The organism is Labrenzia sp. OB1, from assembly GCF_001624695.1.
Taxonomy (GTDB): domain Bacteria; phylum Pseudomonadota; class Alphaproteobacteria; order Rhizobiales; family Stappiaceae; genus Roseibium.
In genome coordinates, this window is the sequence record NZ_JSEP01000012.1 from 122,589 (window position 1) to 145,620 (window position 23,032).

The 23,032-nt window shown below is 58.6% G+C and carries 21 protein-coding genes and 1 pseudogene; 6 read left to right on the forward strand and 16 right to left on the reverse strand.

Annotation, left to right across the window (positions count from 1 at the left end; all coding sequences use genetic code 11):
* The first annotated feature begins 73 nt into the window (after positions 1–73).
* Both OA90_RS16940 and OA90_RS16945 read left to right on the forward strand, forming a co-directional pair.
* A complete protein-coding gene (locus OA90_RS16940) occupies positions 74–562 on the forward strand; it encodes a hypothetical protein (RefSeq protein ID WP_068414480.1) in 489 nt (162 codons plus the stop codon).
* Between the two features lie 76 nt (positions 563–638).
* Positions 639–1,085, forward strand: a complete 447-nt coding sequence (locus OA90_RS16945) for a hypothetical protein (RefSeq protein WP_068414484.1) — start codon at positions 639–641, stop codon at positions 1,083–1,085.
* Positions 1,086–1,129: 44 nt separating this feature from the next.
* Here the strand turns inward: OA90_RS16945 and OA90_RS16950 are convergent, their stop codons facing one another.
* The 10 genes from OA90_RS16950 to OA90_RS16995 form a co-directional block, all read right to left on the reverse strand.
* The gene (locus OA90_RS16950; RefSeq protein ID WP_068414486.1) at positions 1,130–1,582 is read right to left on the reverse strand and encodes an SRPBCC family protein; all 453 of its coding nucleotides are present in this window, start codon (positions 1,580–1,582) and stop codon (positions 1,130–1,132) included.
* Between the two features lie 79 nt (positions 1,583–1,661).
* Positions 1,662–2,636 carry a lipoyl synthase gene (gene lipA / locus OA90_RS16955; protein ID WP_068414490.1) on the reverse strand — a complete coding sequence of 325 codons (975 nt, stop codon included), beginning with the start codon at positions 2,634–2,636 and terminating at the stop codon, positions 1,662–1,664.
* 55 nt (positions 2,637–2,691) lie between these two features.
* Complete coding sequence (locus OA90_RS16960) at positions 2,692–3,132, reverse strand: thioesterase family protein (RefSeq protein ID WP_068414492.1); 441 nt, start codon at positions 3,130–3,132, stop codon at positions 2,692–2,694.
* Positions 3,129–3,368 (reverse strand): GlsB/YeaQ/YmgE family stress response membrane protein, encoded by a 240-nt coding sequence (locus OA90_RS16965; RefSeq protein WP_068414495.1) that lies wholly within the window; start codon positions 3,366–3,368, stop codon positions 3,129–3,131. The genes OA90_RS16960 and OA90_RS16965 overlap by 4 nt, the downstream gene beginning before the upstream one ends.
* A gap of 22 nt (positions 3,369–3,390) precedes the next feature.
* Entirely contained in the window at positions 3,391–3,639 is a 249-nt protein-coding gene (locus OA90_RS16970; protein WP_068414499.1) for a GlsB/YeaQ/YmgE family stress response membrane protein, read from the reverse strand.
* Positions 3,640–3,738: 99 nt separating this feature from the next.
* Complete coding sequence (gene lpdA, locus OA90_RS16975) at positions 3,739–5,181, reverse strand: dihydrolipoyl dehydrogenase (RefSeq protein WP_068414502.1); 1,443 nt, start codon at positions 5,179–5,181, stop codon at positions 3,739–3,741.
* Between the two features lie 69 nt (positions 5,182–5,250).
* Positions 5,251–6,588, reverse strand: a complete 1,338-nt coding sequence (locus tag OA90_RS16980) for a pyruvate dehydrogenase complex dihydrolipoamide acetyltransferase (RefSeq protein WP_068414505.1) — start codon at positions 6,586–6,588, stop codon at positions 5,251–5,253.
* 16 nt (positions 6,589–6,604) lie between these two features.
* Complete coding sequence (locus OA90_RS16985) at positions 6,605–7,993, reverse strand: pyruvate dehydrogenase complex E1 component subunit beta (protein WP_068414508.1); 1,389 nt, start codon at positions 7,991–7,993, stop codon at positions 6,605–6,607.
* 14 nt (positions 7,994–8,007) lie between these two features.
* Complete coding sequence (gene pdhA, locus OA90_RS16990; RefSeq protein ID WP_068414511.1) at positions 8,008–9,057, reverse strand: pyruvate dehydrogenase (acetyl-transferring) E1 component subunit alpha; 1,050 nt, start codon at positions 9,055–9,057, stop codon at positions 8,008–8,010.
* 174 nt (positions 9,058–9,231) lie between these two features.
* Complete coding sequence (locus tag OA90_RS16995) at positions 9,232–9,573, reverse strand: septum formation initiator family protein (protein WP_244274662.1); 342 nt, start codon at positions 9,571–9,573, stop codon at positions 9,232–9,234.
* A gap of 154 nt (positions 9,574–9,727) precedes the next feature.
* On the opposite strand from OA90_RS16995, the pseudogene OA90_RS17000 reads away from it, so the two are divergent.
* Positions 9,728–10,356: pseudogene (locus OA90_RS17000) on the forward strand (protein-L-isoaspartate(D-aspartate) O-methyltransferase).
* 45 nt (positions 10,357–10,401) lie between these two features.
* On the opposite strand, the gene mfd reads toward OA90_RS17000, so the two are convergent.
* Together mfd and OA90_RS17010 are read right to left on the reverse strand one after the other, a co-directional pair.
* On the reverse strand, positions 10,402–13,887 hold the full coding sequence (gene mfd, locus OA90_RS17005; RefSeq protein ID WP_068414514.1) for a transcription-repair coupling factor: 3,486 nt from the start codon (positions 13,885–13,887) through the stop codon (positions 10,402–10,404).
* A 21-nt stretch (positions 13,888–13,908) separates the two neighbouring features.
* The gene (locus OA90_RS17010; protein WP_068414517.1) at positions 13,909–14,226 is read right to left on the reverse strand and encodes a succinate dehydrogenase assembly factor 2; all 318 of its coding nucleotides are present in this window, start codon (positions 14,224–14,226) and stop codon (positions 13,909–13,911) included.
* Between the two features lie 275 nt (positions 14,227–14,501).
* Here OA90_RS17010 and recG point away from each other — a divergent pair, with 275 nt between their 5' ends.
* Positions 14,502–16,604 carry an ATP-dependent DNA helicase RecG gene (gene recG, locus OA90_RS17015; RefSeq protein WP_068414520.1) on the forward strand — a complete coding sequence of 701 codons (2,103 nt, stop codon included), beginning with the start codon at positions 14,502–14,504 and terminating at the stop codon, positions 16,602–16,604.
* Here recG and OA90_RS17020 read toward each other — a convergent pair whose 3' ends face one another.
* Entirely contained in the window at positions 16,605–17,342 is a 738-nt protein-coding gene (locus OA90_RS17020; RefSeq protein ID WP_082837103.1) for a DUF502 domain-containing protein, read from the reverse strand.
* 143 nt (positions 17,343–17,485) lie between these two features.
* On the opposite strand from OA90_RS17020, the gene OA90_RS17025 reads away from it, so the two are divergent.
* Entirely contained in the window at positions 17,486–17,875 is a 390-nt protein-coding gene (locus OA90_RS17025; RefSeq protein WP_068414523.1) for a YbaN family protein, read from the forward strand.
* Here OA90_RS17025 and OA90_RS17030 read toward each other — a convergent pair.
* From OA90_RS17030 to glmU, 3 genes are all read right to left on the reverse strand, one after another.
* On the reverse strand, positions 17,859–18,296 hold the full coding sequence (locus OA90_RS17030) for a GNAT family acetyltransferase (protein WP_068414526.1): 438 nt from the start codon (positions 18,294–18,296) through the stop codon (positions 17,859–17,861). The genes OA90_RS17025 and OA90_RS17030 overlap by 17 nt on opposite strands.
* Positions 18,297–18,299: 3 nt before the next feature.
* Positions 18,300–20,126 (reverse strand): glutamine--fructose-6-phosphate transaminase (isomerizing), encoded by a 1,827-nt coding sequence (glmS, locus tag OA90_RS17035; protein ID WP_068414529.1) that lies wholly within the window; start codon positions 20,124–20,126, stop codon positions 18,300–18,302.
* Positions 20,127–20,246: 120 nt separating this feature from the next.
* The gene (glmU, locus tag OA90_RS17040) at positions 20,247–21,602 is read right to left on the reverse strand and encodes a bifunctional UDP-N-acetylglucosamine diphosphorylase/glucosamine-1-phosphate N-acetyltransferase GlmU (protein ID WP_068414531.1); all 1,356 of its coding nucleotides are present in this window, start codon (positions 21,600–21,602) and stop codon (positions 20,247–20,249) included.
* Between the two features lie 183 nt (positions 21,603–21,785).
* On the opposite strand from glmU, the gene OA90_RS17045 reads away from it, so the two are divergent.
* Positions 21,786–23,012 (forward strand): hypothetical protein, encoded by a 1,227-nt coding sequence (locus OA90_RS17045; RefSeq protein ID WP_068414534.1) that lies wholly within the window; start codon positions 21,786–21,788, stop codon positions 23,010–23,012.
* Positions 23,013–23,032 lie beyond the last annotated feature (20 nt).

Here is a 23,032-nt window from a genome sequence, read left to right on the forward strand (position 1 = left end):
TTTTACAAAGACTTGCTGTAGCGATCAGCATACAAGAAAAAATCCCTATAAAATCGCACTACAGGATAAGGTAATGTCAATCAGAAACGCAATGCTTGCCGCGGGTGTTCTTATCCTGGCTGCGGCGGAGGCCTTCGCAGGAAGCGACCTGCCCCAGGCCGGAGATACCTACATTATTTCGCGCGACGAATATCACGGTTTCCGAGGATCCCATCGCATCTACAACAGGGTGGCCGATGGACTGGTGAAAGTGGAGTATTGCGGCCGTTCCTATTGGGTCCGTTTCGCGACAGTTGCCTGGACACAGTTGGAAGTCGAACGGGAAAATGCCGTGCGCGTCGAGTTCAATCGGGGCAAGGGATGGCGGCCAATTTGCGCGCATCCTGAAAGGCAGGTAACCTTGCTTGATCTGGGAGTTCAGGAAGACCCGAGGGTCGTGGTTCAAAATGATGGCGTACCGGATCAACGCGTGAACCGTTTCGCGACCATTATAAGCTCCTTCCGGACAACAACAGTCGATGATGCGGCCAAATCGTTTCATGGCCGCCAAAAAGACAAGTAAGGCTCAAGTAAGCCTGACATCGTATAATTCGAAAATAGCTGGGGTGAACTGAACACGCAGGATAAGGAATTTCAAAATGAAACGCTTGATAGCGTTCCTGGTCTTCGCGATTGCCACAAGCGGCTGTCTGACCGGGACGGCGCTTGGCCAAAGTGATTTCTACATCCGCTCCAACTACTCCAATGGCGGTTTCACAGGATCTCACGAGATTCTGCGCAAACCGAAAGAAGGCTATTACGAAGCACTCTACTGCAACATGACCTTCTGGGTTTCCTCAAGCACGGTTGCCTGGACCGAAGAGCAGGCGGAAGCCGGTCAAACACTGGTGGTGGAAGAAGACAACGGCGCGGTTTCCAGAAGCGGCCGAAAGATAGTCTGCGAAGACTACAAGTCTTTCGCCACACTGGAAGATCTCGGACTGAAGCCCTCGGAAATAGAAGAAATTCGCGGAACCGGCGATACCGTCAGAACGAAATCGAGCCGTCTCCGGACGATCCGCGACGCCTTCAAGCAATTCAAGTAGGTCCTGAACGGTTTCGCGGCGGAAGAACAGCCGGGACAGAAAAGTCAGATCCCGTAGACTTCGTCCGCCCGCGTTTCAAAGGCGCTCGAGAATTTTCGGAAAGCCCTGTCGAACATGACCCCCATCAGGGAGCCGAGCGTCCGGCTGCGGAATTCATAGGAAATATAGAAACCGACGCTGCTGACCCCGTCGCCCATATTCTCGAAAGTCCAGGTATTCTCGAGATGCTTGAACGGCCCGTCGAGATATTCCACCAGGATCGTGCGCTCAGCGGGTCGCAATTCCACACGGCTGGTGAACGTTTCCTTGAAAAGCTTGTAGGCCACGGTCATGTCGGCAACCAGAACGGTGTTCCCGTTCTCGAGTTCCTTGCGCCCGCGAACCTGCAGGTCCTGACACAACGGAACGAACTGCGGATACTGTTCCACATCCGCGACCAGACGGAACATGTCGTCGGCGTTGTGACTGACTTTGTGATTGGATGAATAACTGGGCATTCAGTGTGTCTGACCGTGTTGCAATCCGTTTCCTCGGCCGTCCCGCTCCTTCGGGACCGGCCGACCCGTAGACCTGATTTCAGCGTCCGAGCTTTGCCATGCGGGCGGCGCGCAGATCCGAGAAGTCCTCCCCGGCATGATGCGACGAACGGGTCAGGGGGCTGGCGGAGACTTTCAGGAAGCCCTTGGCGTAGGCAATGCGCTCATAACCCTTGAATTCTTCCGGCGTCACGAATGACAGGACCGGATGGTGTTTTTTTGACGGCTGAAGATACTGGCCGATTGTCAGAAAATCCACATCGGCCGCGCGCAGATCATCCATCAACTGAAGAACTTCGTTCCGTTCTTCGCCGAGGCCGACCATGATGCCGGACTTGGTGAACATTTCCGGATCAAGCTCTTTCGTCTTCTGGAGAATGCGGATCGAATGGAAATAGCGCGCACCGGGGCGGACAGTCAGATATTTCGAAGGCACGGTCTCCAGATTATGATTGAAGACATCAGGCTTCGCCTCGACCACGATCTCCAGAGCGCCCTCCTTGCGCAGGAAATCCGGGGTCAGAACTTCAACCGTGGTTGAAGGCGAGGTCTTGCGTATGGCGCCGATCACATCGGCGAAATGCCGTGCACCGCCATCGTCAAGATCATCCCGGTCCACGGATGTGATGACAACATGTTCAAGTCCCATGGCAGCCACTGCATCTGCAACGCCCTGGGCCTCTTTGGTGTCAACGGGTCCGGGCATGCCCGTGCGCACATTGCAAAACGCGCATGCGCGCGTGCAGGTGTCGCCGAGGATCATGAAACTGGCGTGTTTCTTGGACCAGCATTCGCCGATATTCGGGCAGCCGGCTTCCTCGCAAACAGTCACCAGATTGTTTGCGCGCACCACAGCCTGGGTTTCGCGGTAGATCGGCGAGGTCGGCGCCTTGACACGGATCCATTTGGGCTTGCGCTGCACCGGATTGTCCGGACGGTGAGCCTTTTCCGGATGGCGCGGGCGCGCATCGGACTTTTCCCGGGGGCGATTGAGCGTATTGACGATCGTAACCATGCAACTTACCTGTCGTTATTCCCTTGAAAGGTCAAGTCTCAAACCCAATTGCCAGCTATGTTCCAACTGCAGAACTCACAAGTGTTTCGAGCCGCTGCCGCGCCGTTTCGGACAGCGGCTGGGATTTGCGCGTTGCCTCATTCATCTGAACGGCCACCGTCACGGCCCGGGCGACAGGGATACCGTCCTGAAACACGCACTGGAAAAGCCTGAACGAACTTCGCCCGACTTCGCTCACGGCCGTGCCGATTTCAACATCCCCGGGCCAGTTGATTTCGGCCAGGAAATCGAGTTCCAGACGGGCGATCACGAAGGCAGCCCCCTCTCCGGCAAGCCCCTCTCGATAAAGCAGATCAACGCGGCCGGTTTCCAGAAACGTGGAAAAAACTGCGTTGTTCACATGACCCTGCCGGTCGGTGTCGCAGTAGCGCAGCTTGTCGCTCGTCCTGAGCGGAAACGCCTCGATCCCGGCCAAACTGGCATTCGCCGTCGTCACTTGAACATCTTCTTCCAGATGAACAGAAACAGGACGGCTCCCAGAACGGCGATGATCAGCCGGTCCAGGATCCCTCCGGTCACATTCAAATTCAGGATGGAGGCGAGTTCGCCCCCGATCAGCGCCCCGACGAGACCGACGACGAGGCTTCCAAGAAAGCCTCCCCGGCTGTTGAGCACCCTGTGGGCAACCGCGCCCGCGATGAGGCCGATGATAACCGTGATGATCAATCCCATCGCAGCAGTCTCCGCTATCAAATCAGGCCAGCAGCCGCGCGATCAGCACGACGACAATCGCACCGACGGCAGCCACGACGATTTCATTTACATAGGCATTTCCAAGGTTCAGATTTATCCCGGCAATCTTGAACAGGAAACCACCGACGAATGCACCGATCAGACCGGTGATGAGATACCGCACCAGTCCGCCACCGCCAACGATGACACTTGCGAGCCAACCGGCGACAATACCGATAACGATCCAGATCAGAATTGATTTTACGTCCATGACTGAAACCTCCCGTTAGTACAAAGCGGACAGCCTCACGTTAACGTAAATGCTGTCCGTGTCTTTAGTTCCCTACCAAATTCCAATCCGCGGAAAAGCCTACATGTTCAACACGCGGCCATACGCATCCAGCACGGATTCCTTCATCATTTCGGAGAGGGTCGGATGCGGGAACACCGTATGCATCAGATCCTCTTCCGTCGTCTCCAGATTCATGGCGACAACGTATCCCTGTATGAGTTCGGTCACTTCCGCGCCGACCATATGCGCACCGAGCAACTGACCGGTTTTCGCATCGAAGATTGTCTTGATTAGACCTTCCGGCTCGCCAAGAGCAATCGCCTTGCCGTTGCCGATGAACGGAAAGCGACCGACCTTGATGTCATATCCGGCTTCTTTCGCCTTCGGCTCGGTAAGACCGACAGAAGCGACCTGTGGATTGCAGTAGGTGCATCCCGGGATCATCGACTTGTCCATCGCGTGAACATCCTTGCCCGCGATCTTCTCCACACAGATCACGCCCTCATGCTCGGCCTTGTGCGCCAGCATCGGCGGACCCGCCACGTCGCCAATGGCATAGATACCCGGAACGTTGGTGCGGCCAAAACCATCGATCACGACGCAGCCCCGGTCGGTCTTGACGCCAAGATCCTCCAGACCGAGATTTTCGATGTTTCCAACAACTCCGACCGCGGAGATCAGCTTTTCCGCCTTCAGGTCCTGTTTCTTGCCGTCCTTGGTCTCGACCGTCGCAGTCACGCCGCCGGCGCCCTTTTTGACGGCCGAAACCTTGGCTTCGAGCAGGAACTTGATGCCCTGCTTCTCCATCATCTTTTTCGCCATGCCGGAGATTTCCGGATCCTCGACCGGCATGATGTTCCCCATCATCTCGATGACGGTCACATCAACTCCCATGGTGCGGTAGAAGGAGGCGAACTCGATGCCGATGGCACCGGACCCCATGACGATCAGCGACTTCGGCATCGCCGGCGGCACCATGGCCTCGAAATAGGTCCAGATGTCCTTGCCGTCCGGCTCGATACCCGGAATGGCGCGCGGGCGCGCACCTGTTGCCACGATGATGTGCTTGGCCTTGTAGACGCCCTCCCCCTTGGTGCCTTTCGGGGCCGGGTGCTGAGGTTCCATGGCCTTCTTGGCAGTCTTGGAAACAGTGACTTCACCCGCCTTGGTGACCTTGCCTTCTCCCCACAGGATATCGACCTTGTTCTTCTTCATGAGGAAGCCGATGCCGCCGTTGAGCTGACCGGACACTCCGCGTGAGCGCTTGACGACGGCACTGGCATCGAAGGAGATCTTCTCCGCGGACAGGCCGTAATCCCTGGCATTCTGCATGAAGTGGTAGATCTCGGCGGAACGAAGCAGCGCCTTGGTCGGTATGCATCCCCAGTTGAGGCAGATGCCGCCCATATGTTCCCGTTCGACGATTGCGGTCTTGAAGCCCAGCTGGGCGGACCGTATCGCGGTCACGTAACCGCCCGGACCGGATCCGATGATGATCACATCGTAGTTGGTATCAGCCATGGTGTGTTCCCCGGCGAAAGAAGTCATCGTTGACAACGGCGCGGCAGGGTGCCGCGCCGGAGAGCTGCATCAGACCAGCATGCTCATCGGATTTTCGATGTAGCCCCTGAACGCGCCAAGCACGGACGCGCCGAGGGCACCATCCACGCAACGGTGGTCGGTGGACAGGGTCACGCTCATGACGGTGGCGGCCGCCAGTTCGCCGGCTTTCACCACGGCTCGCTGTTCCCCGGCTCCGACAGCCAGAATGGTTGCATGCGGCGGGTTCACCACGGCTGAGAAGTTCTTCACACCCATCATGCCCATGTTGGAAACAGCCGTCGTTCCACCCTGGTATTCCTCGGGTTTCAGCTTGCGTTCCTTCGCCCGCTTGCCAAGATCCTTCATCTCGTTGGAGATAACGGAGAGCGGCTTTTCTTCCGCCCGCCGGATGATCGGCGTAATGAGGCCTCCCGGGATCGACACGGCGACTCCGACATCGGCATGCTTGTGCATCACCATGTCGCTATCGGTCCAGGATACGTTCGCATCGGGCACATCACGCAGCGACAGCGCCAGAGCCTTGATGATCATGTCGTTGACCGAGAGCTTGTAGGCGGGTTTGCCGTCCTTGTCCTTCGAAGCTGCCTCGTTGAGCTGCGCCCGCAGCGCCAGAAGCGCGTCCAGCTCGCAATCCACCGTGACGTAGAAATGCGGGATGGTCTGCTTGGATTCCGTCAGGCGCTTGGCGATGGTCTTGCGCATGCCGTCATGCGGCACGAGTTCGTAGGACCCTTCCTCGAAGAGTTTCAGCACCTGATCGGCAGACTGACCTGCCGCCGGGGCCGAAGCCGGCTTGGGAGCTTCCGCTGCAGCCGGTGCCGCCTTGCCGGTACCTGCGGCAAGCGCCGCCTCTATATCGCGCTTGACGATCCGCCCATGGGGGCCGGAACCGGACAAGGCCTTCAGGTCGAGACCATTCAGCTGGGCCAGACGGCGCGCCAGGGGGGATGAGAAAATCCGTTCTCCGCCCGAGGTTTTCGGTGCGGGGACCGGATCGCTCACAGCCTTGCCACCGGCTTCCGCGGCCGGCGCGCTTTCGACAACCGCCTGAACCTTGTCTGCACTTGGCGCCGCAGCAGATGCGCCGCCGCCACCTGAGGTATCGATTGCTCCTGCGTCCTCACCGTCTTCCAGAAGAACGGCGATCAGCGCGTTGACCTTTACCCCGGCAGTGCCTTCGGACACGACGATCTTGCCGACCGTGCCTTCGTCCACAGCTTCCACTTCCATCGTGGCCTTGTCGGTTTCTATCTCGGCGATGACATCGCCCGCGGAAACCTTGTCGCCTTCCTTGACCAGCCACTTGGCCAGGTTGCCCTCCTCCATGGTCGGAGAAAGGGCCGGCATGGTGATATTGATTGGCATGTCCGTCTCCCGCGCCTCAGGCTGTATAGGTTACGGCTTTGACCGCATCGATGACTTCACCGACATTCGGCAGCGCCAGCTTTTCCAGATTCGCCGCATAGGGCATCGGAACGTCCTTGCCGGTCACGCGTGCAATCGGCGCATCGAGATAGTCGAACGCCTTTTCCTGGACCTGGAAAGCGATTTCCGACGAGACCGAACACATCGGGAAAGCTTCTTCCACGGTAACGAGACGGCCTGTCTTGCGCACCGACGCCAGAACCGTATCGATATCCAGCGGACGGATCGTGCGCAGGTTGACGACTTCCGCCGAGATCCCCATTCCGGCCAGCTCTTCTGCAGCCTTCATGGCGTAGGTCATACCGATGCCCCAGGACACCAGCGTCACATCTGTTCCGCCGCGCTCGACCTTTGCCTTGCCGATCGGCAGGACAAAATCCTCTATGTCAGGGATCTCGAAAGAGTGCCCGTAAAGGATTTCGTTTTCCAGGAAAATGATCGGATTCGGATCACGGATTGCGGCCTTCAAAAGCCCCTTGGCGTCCGCAGCCGAATAAGGCTGGATGACCTTTAGACCCGGCACATGCGCGAACCAGGCGGCATAATCCTGCGAGTGCTGCGCACCGACACGGGCAGCCGCACCGTTCGGGCCGCGGAATACGATCGGCGCGCCCATCTGGCCGCCGGACATATACAACGTCTTGGCGGCGGAGTTGATGATCTGGTCCATCGCCTGCATGGCGAAGTTGAAGGTCATGAATTCGACGATCGGGCGAAGTCCCGCCATGGCCGCGCCGACACCGAGGCCCGCAAAACCATGTTCGGTGATCGGCGTATCGATCACGCGCTTGTCGCTGAACTCGTCCAGAAGGCCCTGAGTGATCTTGTAGGCGCCCTGATATTCGGCAACCTCCTCACCCATGACGAAGACATCCGTATCGCGGCGCATTTCTTCCGCCATCGCATCCCGCAGGGCTTCGCGCACCGTGGAGCTCTTCATCGCGGTGCCTGTCGGAACCTCCGGATCTTCCGCCGTTTCCGGGGCCGGAGCTTGAGGCGTCGGTGCGTCGGCGACAGCCGGAGCACTCGGCGCTTCCGACTTGGCCGGTGCAGCATTGGCAGCCGGCGCGGAAGCCGCAACGTCTATTGCGCTTGCATCTTCACCCTCGGCCAGAAGGATAGCGATCTTTTCATTGACCTTGACGGCATCGGTGCCTTCGGCGACCAGTATCTTGCCGAGCGTGCCTTCATCGACCGCTTCGACTTCCATGGTGGCCTTATCGGTTTCAATTTCGGCGATCACATCGCCTGCGCTTACGGTATCGCCTTCTGACTTCAGCCATTTGGCGAGTTTACCTTCTTCCATTGTCGGCGAGAGAGCCGGCATCAAAATGTCGATCGGCATGATATACCCCCGCTTTAAATCAAGATATCGGTGTAAAGTTCAGACGCATCCGGTTCCGGATCTGTCTGCGCGAATTCGGCCGCTTCCGCGACACGCGCCCGGACATCCTTGTCGATGCCCTTCAGATCGTCTTCGGACGCCCATTCCTTCTCGATGAGGCGCTTGCGCACCTGCTCGATCGGGTCATGCTCGGTACGCATCTTCTGAACTTCGTCCTTGGAGCGGTACTTCGCCGGGTCGGACATGGAATGACCGCGATAACGGTAGGTGATCATCTCCAGTATGTAGGGGCCCTTGCCGGAGCGGCACCATTCCAGAGCCTTCGCACCCGCTGCGCTGACGGCACGCACGTCCATGCCATCGACCTGCTCGCCGGGAATGCCGAAGGATTCACCGCGCTTGGAGAGATCGGTCGTTGCCGAAGCACGGGCAACGCTGGTTCCCATGCCGTATTTGTTGTTCTCGATCACGTAAACGACCGGCAGCTTCCACAGCTCGGCCATGTTGAAACTCTCGTATACCTGGCCCTGATTGGACGCACCGTCGCCGAAGAACGCCATCGCGACATTACCGTTCTCACGGTACTTGTTGGCGAATCCGAGCCCCGTGCCGAGCGGCACCTGCGCCCCGACGATACCGTGACCGCCGTAGAAGTGCTTCTCCTTGGAAAACATGTGCATCGAGCCGCCCTTGCCTTTCGACAAGCCGCCACGGCGCCCGGTCAGTTCGGCCATGACACCTTTCGGATCGAGGTCCATTGCCAGCATGTGACCGTGGTCACGGTAACCCGTGATCATCTGGTCACCGTCCTTCTTGGCCATCTGCAGGCCGACGACAACGGCTTCCTGGCCGATGTACAAATGACAAAATCCGCCGATAAGGCCCATGCCGTACAATTGTCCGGCTTTTTCCTCAAATCGGCGGATCAAAAGCATTTCGCGGTAAGCGTGAAGTTCCTGGTCCTTATCGAACTCGGCGATCGCAGGCTCGGCCTTCTTGGCGGAGCTGCGGGTCCGGCTGGTGCTCTTGGAGCTAGCGGAGGTGGTCTTTGATGTTGCGGCCATTACCCTCATCTCGACGTGGCGTTTCCCCTAAGACGTGTAGCAGCAACTTATCCTGTTGCTGCTGTCAATCCAATCCATCTATCTCGCAGCGCGATATCCAGATACATTGTTGTATCCGTTGATGGAATTAATTTTTAACTGGATATAGGTTAAGGCGAGATTATAAACTGAAATTCAGTTTACTTCATAACGGTGACCTGGCCTCAGGACGACCAGTTCGTTGCTGTGCACCACGTTCAGGTTGAGCCGGGCCCGTTCGTCCAGCATATCGGGATCGAGGCTCTCCGGACGCAGCAGGCTGACGCGTGCATGAAGCTCCCGCCGCTTGGCCGCAAGTGCTTCAAGTTCGGTTTCCAGCTCCGACACCTGCCGCTCGATCATGGCGCGACCGACCAGTCCCAATTCGCCATTCATGGCATGAAAGCCGAAATAGCCGAGCGCTGCAATGGCTATTGCAGGCGTGATCAACCGGCGGAATACGGACTTTTTTCTCTGACGCGTGGCTGCTCGGGGCACTCTTGGACCTTAACGCTGAACTCGTGGTCTCTTTATCCCGATACTATGCGGCCTTAGGTTTAATAGAGTCTTGAGAAAGCCGTTCAAATGCACGCAAATATTGTGAACGGCCTGGAGCACCGCCGTGAATTCGATGAAGTCCCAGCGCAGGGAAATGGTTCTCCGACAGCTTGAAGGCCGCGATATCCGGGATAAACGCGTCCTGGACGCCATGCGCAAGGTCCCCCGGCACCTTTTCGTGCCCGCCGCGCAAAAGGCAGCGTCCTACAATGACGGCCCATTGCCGATCGGTTTCGGGCAGACCATTTCCCAACCCTATATCGTCGCGCTGACGTGCCAATTGCTGGACCTTACCGGCCCAGCAAAGTGCTGGAAATCGGTGCGGGCTGCGGCTACGCCGCTGCTGTACTGGCGGAACTTGCGCAAGAGGTCATCACGATCGAGCGCATGCCGGAACTGGCTGATCTCGCCAGGGCGAATCTCATCAAAGCGGATCATCCCGATGTTCGCGTGATCTGTGCCGACGGCAGCCTGGGATGTCCAGTTGAAGCTCCCTTCGACGCTATCGCCGTCGCAGCCGGAGCACCGGCTCCTCCAGATCAACTCAAACAGCAGCTGAATATCGGCGGGCGTCTGGTTGTTCCGGTCGGCTCTAGCAGCCGGCATCAGGAGCTTTTGAGAATAACACGCCTGTCAGACACGGACTACGAGACGATATCTGCGGGCGAGGTCACCTTCGTGCCGTTGGTGGGCGCGCAAGGCTGGCCGGACGAAGGTCACTGAGCGAAGCCGATTCTCCGTTGTAGAGAGTTTCCAGCCGTCTGAGTTCTAAGCCGCCGCCAGCCGCGCCAGCTTGGTCAGAACCGTCGCCGTGCCCTTGAGCCGGTCATCCGTCTTCTCCCAGTCCCGCGTCAGAACAACCTTCTGGTCCGGCCGGATCTTGGCCAGCACGCCCTGCTCGGCAATATAGGAAACAAGCCCGGCCGGATTGGCGAATTCGCTGTTGCGGAAGGTGATGACGATGCCCTTCGGTCCGGCATCCACCTTTTCGATATTCGCCTTTCGGCAAAGCCCCTTGATGTAGACGATCTTGAGAAGATGCTGAACCTCGTCCGGCAGCGGGCCGAAACGGTCGATCAGCTCCGCGCCGAAGGCATCGATTTCTTCCGCTTCGCTCACATCACCAAGGCGCCGGTAGAGCTGCAGCCGCAGTTGCAGGTCGGCGACATAGCTCTCCGGAATCAGGACCGGCGTGCCTATATTGATCTGCGGAGACCACTGCTCTTCACCGGCTTCGACACCGCCGTCCTTCAACTGGGCGACCGCTTCCTCCAGCATCTGCTGGTAAAGCTCAAAGCCGACTTCCTTGACGTGGCCCGACTGTTCCTCACCGAGCAGGTTCCCTGCCCCGCGGATGTCCAGGTCATGGCTGGCGAGCTGGAAGCCCGCGCCGAGCGTTTCGAGCGACTGCAGCACCTTCAGCCTGCGCTCCGCCGTCGCCGTCAGCGTCTTGTTCGCCGGAACGGTGAACAGCGCATAGGCGCGGGTTTTGGAGCGCCCGACACGTCCGCGCAATTGATAGAGCTGCGACAGGCCGAACATATCTGCCCGATGAACAATCAGCGTGTTCGCCGTGGGAATATCCAGACCGGACTCCACGATCGTGGTCGAGAGCAGAACATTGTACTTGCCTTCGTAGAAGGCGTTCATCACGTCCTCAAGCTCTGTCGGTGGCATCTGGCCATGGGCCACCGCAACCTTGAGCTCGGGAACGTTTTCAGCAAGAAATTCGCGCCGCTCCGCCAGATCCGCCAGCCGTGGACAGACATAAAAACTCTGGCCGCCCCGGTAGTGTTCCCGCAGCAGGGCTTCGCGCACCACCAACGGGTCGAAGGGCGAAACGAAGGTGCGCACGGCAAGCCGGTCCACCGGCGGCGTCGCGATAAGCGACAGTTCACGCACGCCTGTCAGCGCCAGCTGCAGTGTTCTCGGAATGGGTGTCGCGGACAAGGTCAGCACATGGACGTCCGACTTCAGTTCCTTCAGCCGTTCCTTGTGTTTCACGCCGAAATGCTGTTCCTCATCAATGATCAGCAGGCTGAGGTCACGGAACTGGATCGATTTACCAAGCAGTGCATGGGTGCCGATCACGATATCGACGGAGCCGTCCGCGAGACCCTTCTTGGTCTCGGTGAGCTGCTTTGCCGGGACGAGACGCGAAGCATGGGCGACGTTGATCGGCAGACCGTGAAAACGTTCGGAAAACGTCTTGAAGTGCTGGCGCGCCAGAAGCGTCGTTGGCACGACCACCGCCACCTGGCGGCCGGACATGGCCGTGAGGAACGATGCGCGCAACGCGACTTCTGTCTTTCCGAACCCGACATCCCCGCAGACCAGCCTGTCCATAGGCCGGCCGGAGGAAAGATCGTCAAACACCGCATCGATTGCGGAGAGCTGATCGTCCGTCTCTTCATAGGGAAAGCGCGTTGAGAATTCGTCATAGACCCCTTCCGGGGTCTCCACCACAGGCGCGGTTTTCAGCGCACGCGCGGCGGCCGTCTTGATCAGTCCGTCGGCGATTTCCAGAATGCGTTTCTTGAGCTTCGCCTTGCGCGCCTGCCAGGCGCCGCCGCCCAGCTTGTCGAGCTGGGCTTCCTGGTCTTCAGACCCGTAGCGGGACAGCAGCTCGATATTTTCAACCGGCAGATACAGCTTGTCGCCGCCCGCATATTGCAGTTCCAGACAGTCATGCGGTGCCCCGACAGCCTCGATGGTCTTCAGCCCGATGAAACGGCCGATACCGTGTTCGAGATGGACGACCAGATCTCCTTCCGAAAGACCAGTTGCCTCGGTGATGACATTGGCGCCCTTGGCTTTCCGGCGCGATTTGCGCACCAGCCGGTCACCCAGAATGTCCTGTTCACCTATGAAGGCGATGTCCTTGAGCTCGAAGCCGTGTTCGATCCCCAGAATGCACAGGCCGGAGGTATCCTTCGGAAGCGCCTCGACTTGCGTGAGTGTATCGACCTGCCTCACCGATCCGAGACCGTGATCGTCAAGGATCTGTCCAAGCCGGTCCCGGGAGCCTTCAGACCAGCAGGAAATGACGGTCTTCTTGCCTGTCTTCTGCAAATCGCGCACATGAACGGTCAGCGCATCGAAGATGTTTATATCACCGGCGGCGCGCTCGGCGGCAAAACTGCGACCTTGACGGCCACCGAGTTCTACGACTGTCTTTCCGCTTCCCGGAGGCGGCGTAAACGGATCGAGGGCAGCGCTCGCACGATCGGCGATTGCTGCCGTCCATTCCTGCTCGGTGATGTAAAGACTGCCGGGAGTAACCGGCATATAAGGCACTGTACCGGCCGCCGATCCCATTTCGCGCGCGTCCTGCCGGGCCTTGTAATACTCGGTGACCTGCTCGAAGCGCTCGTGCGCCGCGTCCGATACATTGGTATCGAGCACCAGAGGCGCGTCGCCGATATAGTCGAACAGCGTTTCCAGCTTGTCGTGAAAAAGCGGCAGCCAGTGCTCCATACCGGCATAGCGGCGCCCTTCGCTGATCGACTGATAAAGCACATCTTCCCGGCTCGCCGCGCCGAAATTTGCCAGATAGGACCGGCGGAAGCGGGAGATTGCTTCTTCCGAGAGGACCACTTCGCTCATCGGCACCAGATCGAGCCGCTTGAGTTGCCGGGACGTTCTCTGGGTCTCGGCATTGAAGGACCTGATCGACTCCAGCGTGTCACCGAAGAAGTCCAGGCGAACCGGTTCTTCGGCTCCCGGCGCGAACAGGTCGACGATACCGCCGCGGACGGCATATTCGCCAGTCTCGCGCACTGTCGGCGTGCGTGAAAAACCGTTCATCTCCAGCCAGTTGGAAATGGCCGCCATGTCGATCTGGTTGCCCGGAGCCATGGAGAAGGTCTGTTCGGCCATAAAAGACCGCTCTGGCACCCGCTGTGTGGCGGCATTCAGCGTGGTCAGAAGTATGGTCTTCTTGCCGCGATCGATACCGCGGGCAAGTTGTCCCAACGCCAGAAGCCGTCGCGCACTGATGGCCGAATTGGGCGAGACCCGATCATAGGGCAGGCAGTCCCAGGCAGGAAGCTGCAGGACTTCGGCATCGGGGTCGAAAAAACTCAGCGCTTCGCTGACCATCGCCATGCGGGTGGCGTCACGGGCGACAAACACGAGCGCCAGGCCCTTCGCCCCGCTTTCGGCCAGAAGTCGCGCCAGTGCATAGCTTTCAGCCCCATCGGGCACGCCGGCCAGCGTGACGTTGGCCTGGTCTTTGAGCAGGCTGTCAAACACGGATGTCGGTCCTTGTTGGTATTATGTGACGTTTCCGGCAGCCCCGGAAATCTTGTGATAGGCAATGATCCGGCGGTAAAGCGGACCGTCCCACTCGCCGGGCAGAGGCGTGCGGCCGGTCATCCAGGCATAAAGGTCCTGATCGTTGGCCGTCAGAAGATGCTCAAGTTCGCGGATCTCGTCTGCTGACAACCTGTCGATCTCGGCATCGGCAAAGCCACCGAGCAGAAGATCCATCTCCTTCATCCCCCGGTGCCAACACCTGAACAGGATCTTTTTGAGCCTCGGGTTTCGTGCCTTGGAGGTTGTATCGGTGTTGCTGCCGGAGGGCTCGGACATGAAAAACCTAACTGGAGCTGATGGGCGGTCCTCGAAAGACAGTCTTCTTCTTGACAGGAGTACCGGCCTGAGAACGATCTTGGCGGATATATAACGCCAGTGCTCCGGCTTGTCAGCGTCCAAGTTCACATAATGTTCCGATTGTTGCGCGTCATGGCGGCTTCATGGCAGAACTAGAGCGCAGACTCACGAATGAGGATGAGTTCGCCCCCTGGAGGAACTTCGAAAGATTCCACCGCCCTGCCCGCTGACTTTCAAAGGTTTTGACGCCAAACATGCGCCCGCCGGTCCTTGATCCCCTGTTTGCTCCCGTCTCGACGCTTCCCGGGATCGGACCGAAAATCGCGAAACTTGTATCCGGACTGGTCGGAAATCAGCCGGAGCGGGATTCGACCGTTGCCGATCTTCTGTTTCACTTGCCCCATAGCCTGATCGACCGGCGCCACACGCCCGGGATCGCCTATTCTGAAAATGGTGACATCGTAACCCTGGACGTCACAATCGGCCGGCACATGGCCCCGCCCCGCAATTCCCGGGCGCCTTACCGCATTTCCGCCCACGACGAGACGGGACAGATCACCTTCGTTTTTTTCCACTCGCGCCTGGACTGGCTGCAGAAAACATTTCCCGAAGGAGAAAGACGGATCGTTTCCGGCAAGGTCGAATGGTTCAATGAGCGCCCGCAGATGGTTCATCCGGATTATTCGCTCAAGCCGGATGAAGCCGAGCAGATGCCGACAATCGAACCGGTCTATCCGCTGACGGCGGGTCTGGCCGCCAAGACACTGCAAAAAGCCGTGAAAGCCGCATTGGACAAGGTCCCCCAACTGCCGGAATGGCTGAATGAACCCTACCTGCACAAGACAGGATGGCCGGAATTCGCAGACGCCCTCCGGACGGTGCACCTGCCAAAGGAGCGCAGCGACATCGAGCCTGCGTCCCCTTACGTGCAGCGTCTTGCCTATGACGAACTGCTGGCGAGTCAGCTCGCCCTTGCGATGGTCAGGGCTCATATGCGTACGCTTGGCGGAATTGTCCGCGCGCCGAGCGGAGCCATGCAGGACGCGGTGATCGATGCACTGCCGTTTCAGCTCACCGGCAGCCAGCAAACAGCGATCCGGGAAATCAACGAGGATCTTGCCACACCGGTGCGCATGCTGAGACTGCTTCAGGGGGATGTCGGATCCGGCAAGACCGTCGTTGCCCTCGCCGCTCTTGCACAGGTCATTGAAACCGGCGCCCAGGGCGCGCTGATGGCGCCGACAGAGATTCTCGCCCGCCAGCATTTAGCCTCCATGGCGCCACTCTGCGAAAAAGCCGGCATTCGCCTCGCTCTGATGACCGGCAAGGACAGTCAGAAGGACAGACGTCTGAGGCAGGCGCAACTGGATGCAGGCGAGATCGACCTTGTTGTCGGCACCCATGCCCTGTTTCAAGGGACCGTGACCTTCCGGAACCTCGGCCTTGTCGTCGTCGATGAACAACACAGGTTCGGCGTCCACCAGCGCCTCGCGCTTTCGTCGAAGGGCCAGGGTGTCGACGTTCTCGTCATGACGGCCACGCCGATCCCGCGCACCCTGGTGCTGACGTGTTTCGGCGACATGGACGTCTCGAAATTGACCGACAAGCCCGCGGGTCGAAAACCCGTCGCAACCGTATCCGTGTCACTGGACCGGCTTGACGAAATCATCACGCGGGTCGGCGCGGCCGTAGCCGAGGGACAAAAGGTCTATTGGGTATGCCCGCTCGTTGAGGAATCCGAAAAGATAGACCTGGCCGCTGTCGAAGACCGGCACCGGGTTCTGGAACACATCCTTGGACAGCGGGTTGCCCTGGTTCACGGGCGGATGAGCGCCGATGAAAAGGATGCCGCCATGTCGGACTTCAAATCCGGCGCATGCAAAATCCTTGTCGCAACCACAGTGATAGAGGTCGGGGTCGATGTGCCGGATGCCACCATTATCGTGATTGAACACGCGGAACGCTTCGGACTTGCCCAGCTTCACCAGTTGAGGGGGCGTGTCGGCCGCGGCGACAAGCCTTCCTCCTGTGTGCTGCTCTACAAAGGCCCGCTCGGTGAAACCGCCCGCGCGCGCCTCAACATCATGCGCCAGACAAACGACGGCTTTCTGATTGCAGAGGAAGACCTGAAGTTGCGCGGCGGAGGTGAAATCCTCGGCACCCGGCAATCGGGAACGCCCGGTTTCAGGATCGCCAGGGCGGAGGATCACGCCGACCTGATGGAAGTCGCCCGCGACGATGCCCGGTTGATCCTGGAAACCGATCCGGATCTCAACTCGGACCGCGGCAAGGCCCTCCGCTGCCTGCTCTATCTTTTTGGACGCGACGCCGCCATCCGCCTTTTGCGAGCCGGCTGATCAGGCGTCTTCGGACGTTCTCATCTTTTCCAGTTGCGAAGGATCGGCAATCGCGTCTTCCAGGATATCCGGGTATTTCGGACTGACGAGGCCTGCTGAAATCACCAGCTTGGCGGCATCTTCAACGCTCATGTTGAGTTCGACGACATCTTCCTTCGGAACAAACAACAGGAACCCGGAAGTAGGATTCGGAGTGGTCGGCAGAAAGACGGAGACCGTTTCCGCCGCATCTTTCAGCCGTCTGGCGACTTCCCCCTTGGTGTCGGTGGAAATGAACACTATGGCCCACAGCCCCCGTCGCGGGTACTCGATCAGCGCAGCCTTGGTGAAACTGCTGCCTCGCTGATCAAGTACTGTCTCAAAGATCTGCTTCAAGCCATTGTATATATTACGAACCAATGGCATACGGCCGACAATATTTTCACCGATCGAGATAAGGCTGCGACCGAGAAAATTGGCAGCGAGGAAGCCGACGATGGTCAGGACGAAGAAAGCGACGATCAATCCGAAACCCGGAATGGGAAACGGAAGATAGGTGTCGGGATTGTAAATCTTCGGCACGAAGGGCTTAACCCAGCCGTCAACCCATTTGATGATCGTCCAGGTCAGCCACAGGGTAATTCCGATGGGACCGGTGATCACCAGGCCGGTCAGGAAATAGTTGCGCACACGCGTGGCCGCCCCGGGGCGATGGGCTTTCATCTGCGGTTCGTCTGATTTATGTTTGTTTCGGCTCATGGGTGAAACCCGCTCGAAGTCCTTTTGACGTTTGTCTTTTCACCAGACCGCACTTAGATAATCATCTTAAGCCCGGTGCGGTATCCTTCGCATGATTTATTTTTCAGCGATTTACCCGAAATTTGCCGGAATCGGAGGCAGACTTGCGGCGCACCACATTCAAAATCCTCGGAACCGGATTTGCGGGGATTGGAATTGCCGGTGCGTTTTTGCCGATCCTGCCGAGTACCATCTTTTTCATCCTGGCGGCAGCCTGTTTCGCCCGTTCCTCGCCGGAACTCGAAAAAAGATTGCTGAACCATCCAGTCTTCGGCCCACCGGTTATCGCCTGGCGGGAGCACGGCGCGATCCCGGTCAAGATCAAGATGGTCGCATTTGTAGGCATGGTCTTCGGCTATGCGGTGTTCTATTTGACCGTCCAACCCGGCCTGTGGCTGGCCTTGCTCGTCGCAGTCTTCATGACAGGATCGGCCATCTACGTTCTCAGCCGCCCCTCCGGGCCGGACAGCAACGGATCTAATTGTCCGGAATGAGCCGTTTTCCAAGCGGCACCGCGGCTTCCTCGGCATATCCGAGCTGTTCGTAGAACCGTTTCACACCTTCGTTTCCCTTGCGAACGAACAGGTTTACCTTGGGACAGCCAAGCCCAAGGAGAAAGTCTTCGCAGTGGGCCATGAGCATTTGCCCGAGGCCTCCTACCTGATGCGCCGGATCGACACTTAGATAATAGATCGATCCGCGATGGCCGTCATAGCTGACCATCACCGATCCGATGACCTTCTCGTTCAGCAAGAGCACCGGGAAAGCGCCGTTTCGATCCGCAAGCTTGCGATCGATATCCCTGTCGGGGTCGTTCCAGGGCCGGATCAGGCCGCATTTCTCCCACAGGGCGATAACCTCACCCCGAAACCGTTCCTCGAACGGGACGATCCTGGGCCCTTCTTCCTCACCCATCTTTTATTCCACCGTCACAGACTTTGCCAGATTGCGCGGCTGATCCACGTCGGTCCCCATGAAGACGGCCGTATGATAGGCAATCAACTGCACGGGAAGCGCGTAGATGATCGGCGCAACGATATCGGACATCTCCGGCATGATCACGACGCTCTGCGCCGCATTGCCGCTCTCGGAAGCCCCAAGTGTATCCGTGATGAGGACGATCCGGCCACCGCGGGCAGCAACTTCCTGCATGTTGGAGACGGTTTTTTCGAAGATGGCGTCATGCGGCGCGATGACAAAAACCGGCATATTTTCGTCTATCAGGGCAATTGGCCCGTGCTTGAGTTCACCGGCTGCGTAACCTTCCGCGTGAATGTAGGAAAGCTCTTTGAGTTTCAGCGCGCCTTCCAACGCAAGTGGATAGCTGGTCGAGCGCCCGAGGTAGAGCGCGTCGGCCGCTTTTGACAGAGGCTGCGCCAGTTTCTCAATGTCTGTCTCCGCGGCAAGCGCTTTCAAGGCAAGGCTCGGCACTTCGGTGAGCTCTGCAACCAGTTCCCGTTCCTTTTCGGCCGAAAGCACACCGCGCTCCCTGCCCGCCTGCAGCGCAAGAGCCGCCAGAACAGCGAGCTGACAGGTGAACGCCTTTGTAGAGGCAACGCCGATCTCCGGTCCGGCAATTGTCGGAAAAACCATGTCCGATTCGCGCGCGATGGTGCTTTCCGGCACGTTGACGATCGCACCGATAGCCGCCCCGTTTTCCTTGCAATAACGTAGCGAGGCCAGCGTGTCGGCGGTTTCTCCGGACTGGGAAATGAACAGCGCAGAATCTTTTTCGCTCACCGGCGTTTCGCGGTAACGGAACTCACTGGCGACGTCGATCTCAACCGGCAGGCGGGCGTATTTCTCAAACCAGTACTTCGAGACCAGTCCCGCCAGATAAGCCGTTCCGCATGCAGTGATGATCAGGCGTGACAGGTGCCTGAAGTTCAGATGCTCCGCACCGGCTACCATGGCCTGGTTCGTGCTGTAGTCGAAATAGCGCGACAGCGTGTGTCCGAGAACTTCCGGCTGTTCATGGATTTCCTTGGCCATGAAGTGCTTGTAGTTGCCTTTGTCCATCAGGCTGGAGATAACCGCTGACTTTGCTTCCGGACGCTCGACGGGCTGGTTACCCTGATCGAATATCCTGACGCCGGATCGGGTAATCACGGCCCAGTCGCCTTCCTCCAGATAGGTGATACGATCCGTGAAGGGAGACAGGGCAATTGCGTCCGACCCGAGGAACATTTCACCGTCACCATGGCCGATAGCAAGGGGAGAGCCTTTGCGGGCACCGATCAGCAGATCGTCCTCACCGGCAAAAAGCATCGCAAGCGCGAAAGCGCCCTTCAGGCGCGGCAGGACCGATGCAACCGCGTCCTGAGCGGACAGACCTTTCAACATCGCGAGATTGATCAGATGCGCAACGACTTCCGTGTCCGTATCCGTATCCAGCACGGCACCGGCTTCAACGATCTCCTCGCGAAGCTCAAGGAAGTTTTCAATGATCCCATTGTGAACCACTGCAACGGCCCCCGCCTGATGCGGATGGGCATTGCAAACAGTTGGAGCGCCGTGGGTTGCCCACCGGGTATGGCCGATGCCGGAGTGCCCTTCCAGAGGTGTTTTTTCAAGCACCGCCTCAAGGTTTCGAAGCTTGCCTTCCGCACGGCGCCGGACGAGCGCACCATCGACGAGAGTGGCAACGCCCGCGGAATCATATCCCCGGTACTCCAGCCGTTTGAGGGAATCCACGATACGCGGAGCAGCCTCGACCTTGCCAAGAACACCTACAATTCCACACATGAAAAAAACCTTTTGAAATGACACCCCATCGACCGCAATGGCTTAGACGACAGCGCGGCCGATACTGAAATCAAACCCTGTTTCAGAACGTGACAGAAGACTGATGTTCTTGAATCGTATTCACGATTTTTCGTCTTTTTCCGCCCGAAGCCGCTTGCGCAGATCTTTTGCTCCGCTGTCCCGGACAACCTGTCGAGAGCGGCCGAATGCCAGAGCATCATGCGCCACGTCGTCGGTGATGACACTTCCGGCCGCCACGAATACGCCATCGCCAAGTTTCACAGGAGCAACCAGCGTGGAGTTGGAGCCGACGAAACTGCCCGCGCCTATCTCGGTTTTGTGTTTCAGGAAACCGTCGTAATTGCAGGTAATCGTGCCTGCACCGATATTCGATTTGGCCCCGACCCTGGCATCACCGATATAGCTGAGGTGGTTGGCCTTGGCGCCAGTCTCGAACGTCGCGTTCTTGACTTCGACGAAATTCCCGATGCGTGTATCGGCTCCCAGAACGGCTCCGGGACGCAGACGGGCATAGGGCCCAACAACGCTTCCGGCTCCCACAACCGCCCCTTCCAGATGACTGAACGCGCGGATTTGCGCCCCGCTCGTAACTTTTACACCGGCCCCGAAAACGACATTCTGTTCGACAATCACATCCGCTTCCAGCTGCGTGTCATGGGAAAAGAAGACGGTTTGCGGCGCAAGAAGCGTGCAGCCGTTGTCCATTGCGGACCGGCGCATTCTGTCCTGGAAATCAGCTTCGCAGGAAGCGAGCTGCGCGCGTGTGTTGATGCCCTGTGTTTCGCTCTGCGAGCCGGTAACCGAAACCACACTCAGCCCGCGCCCATTCGCGATTTCAACGGCATCGGTGAGGTAATACTCGCCCTTGGCATTATCGTTGCCAATCGCTTCGAGCAGAGAAAGTGCGTGTGCTCCTGAAAATCCCATGATGCCGGAGTTGCAAAAGGTGATCCTGCGCTCCTCGTCCGAAGCGTCTTTTTCCTCACGGATGGCAACCAGGCGACCGTTTTCCGTCAATAGCCGCCCGTATCCGAACGGGTTGCCGGTTTCGAATCCGAGAACCGCCAGATCGGCGCCCGCGGCCAGGGCCTGACGGACTTTCGCAACCGTTTCCGGTGTCACCAGCGGTGTATCACCGAAGAGTACGAGAACATCGTCCGCGTTCAGCTCAAGCGACGGCTTCGCGGCAAGTGCCGCATGCGCGGTGCCGAGCCGGTCATGTTGAACATAACAGCGTGCATGGGGGGCCTGTTGACCGATAAAGTCTTGCAGCGTTGATGCTTCCGGCCCGATGACCACGGAAACTTTCTCAGACCCAGCTGTCTGGAGCGCATTCAGGACGTGCCCGACCATCGGCAATCCGCCAATCTCATGCATGACTTTTGGCAGGTCGGACTTCATCCGCGTTCCCAGACCGGCGGCAAGGAGGATCGAGAGGCAAGAACGGGATGTCATGAAAGGTCCTGTGTCGGAAAAGCAGGCTCAGCGGGATCAATTTATGCTCTATATGCCCCGATCCACAGAACATTGAAAGATCTGTCTGCCTGCACGCGACGGTTTGCGTTTCGTTAACCATAATTAACGATTGTTACGCTACCATTGTTCAGATTCGCCAACAGGATTCGGGAAACAGGCGTCTTGTACGAACCGCTGCCAAAACTGACGTTACGGGAGATGATCCGGGAAACGTTCACGCCCTCGCGTGTCGGCCTGTTGTCATGGGCGTTTGCAGCAGTGGTCATGGGAACCGTCGGCCTCGCCTCCTTCCAGTTCGGCGGTCAGGCGATGCTGTCATCGTCCAAAAGGATGCTGACCGGCACCTTCACGCTGCCTCCCGGAGGAGATGTTGCGACGACAGCCTCCATCAGATCCGTCGGCACATCGACACCGGTGGAAATCATGCGGTTGCCCGGAAACGCAGCTTATGATGATGCTTCCGGCCTGACCCGCAGCCAGATCGAAGTGCTTCAGCGCGAAATCGTCGTCCTGCGCCGCCGGCTGAGCGCCTTGTCGGAACAGAACCTAGCCTATTCAAGCCGCATTGCCGCGCTCGAACAAGAAGTGACGGAAACCAGAAGCTCCGCAACAGCGCATTCCGCTCCCGGCAGTACCAAGACCCCGCCCCGCCCGGGGGTGATCGTTACAAAAGCAGCACCGGACGGCGCCCCCCGCAAGAGCGCTTCACGACAGACAGTCCCTAAACCGGTCGCAAAAGCAGAGGCATCCCGTCCGGAGACAGCCAACGCGTCCAGTGCCGTACAGACGGCGCCCGCAGAGCTGCAGACCTTGCGGACTTCCCCGGAAGCCATGCCACGCCGGATCAGTATCTACCGCGCTCCGGAACCGGCGGTGCCTTTGCCCGATATCGGCATCAACACTCAGGAGCCGGTGCGTATGGTCGCCCTGCCCGATGCTGCCGGCACTCCGCAGACAACGGGCTCCATCCCTCCGCAAAGCGTCATGCCGCCTCCGGAAGCCTTCAACGCCACGCCCACCAGCCCGCAGCCGATGATCGTTGCCCCTACCTACCCTGCGGACAAGCCCAGGAGCAGAGGAGGAAGTCAGGTCAAGCGTAGCGATTTCGGCGCCTTGATCGGTCATTTCGAAACGGAGGCTGCCGCAGCTGCTGCCTGGGCGAGGTTCAAGGACCAGAACCGGGACCGGGTGCACAACCTGCAGCCTCTGCTCAGCAGTCAACTGGACGAAAAAGGTGGAATCGCTCTCATAGTGGGTCCTTTCGCAAACGCCGCCGACGCTGCCGTCGCATGCGTGCGTATGCTCGAAGTCACAGCGTTGTGCCATCCGACCATATTCGCCGGCGAGACCCTGGTGACGGCAGCGGAATTCCCCAACACTGCATTCTGACCGTAAAAAAGCCTCGTGTG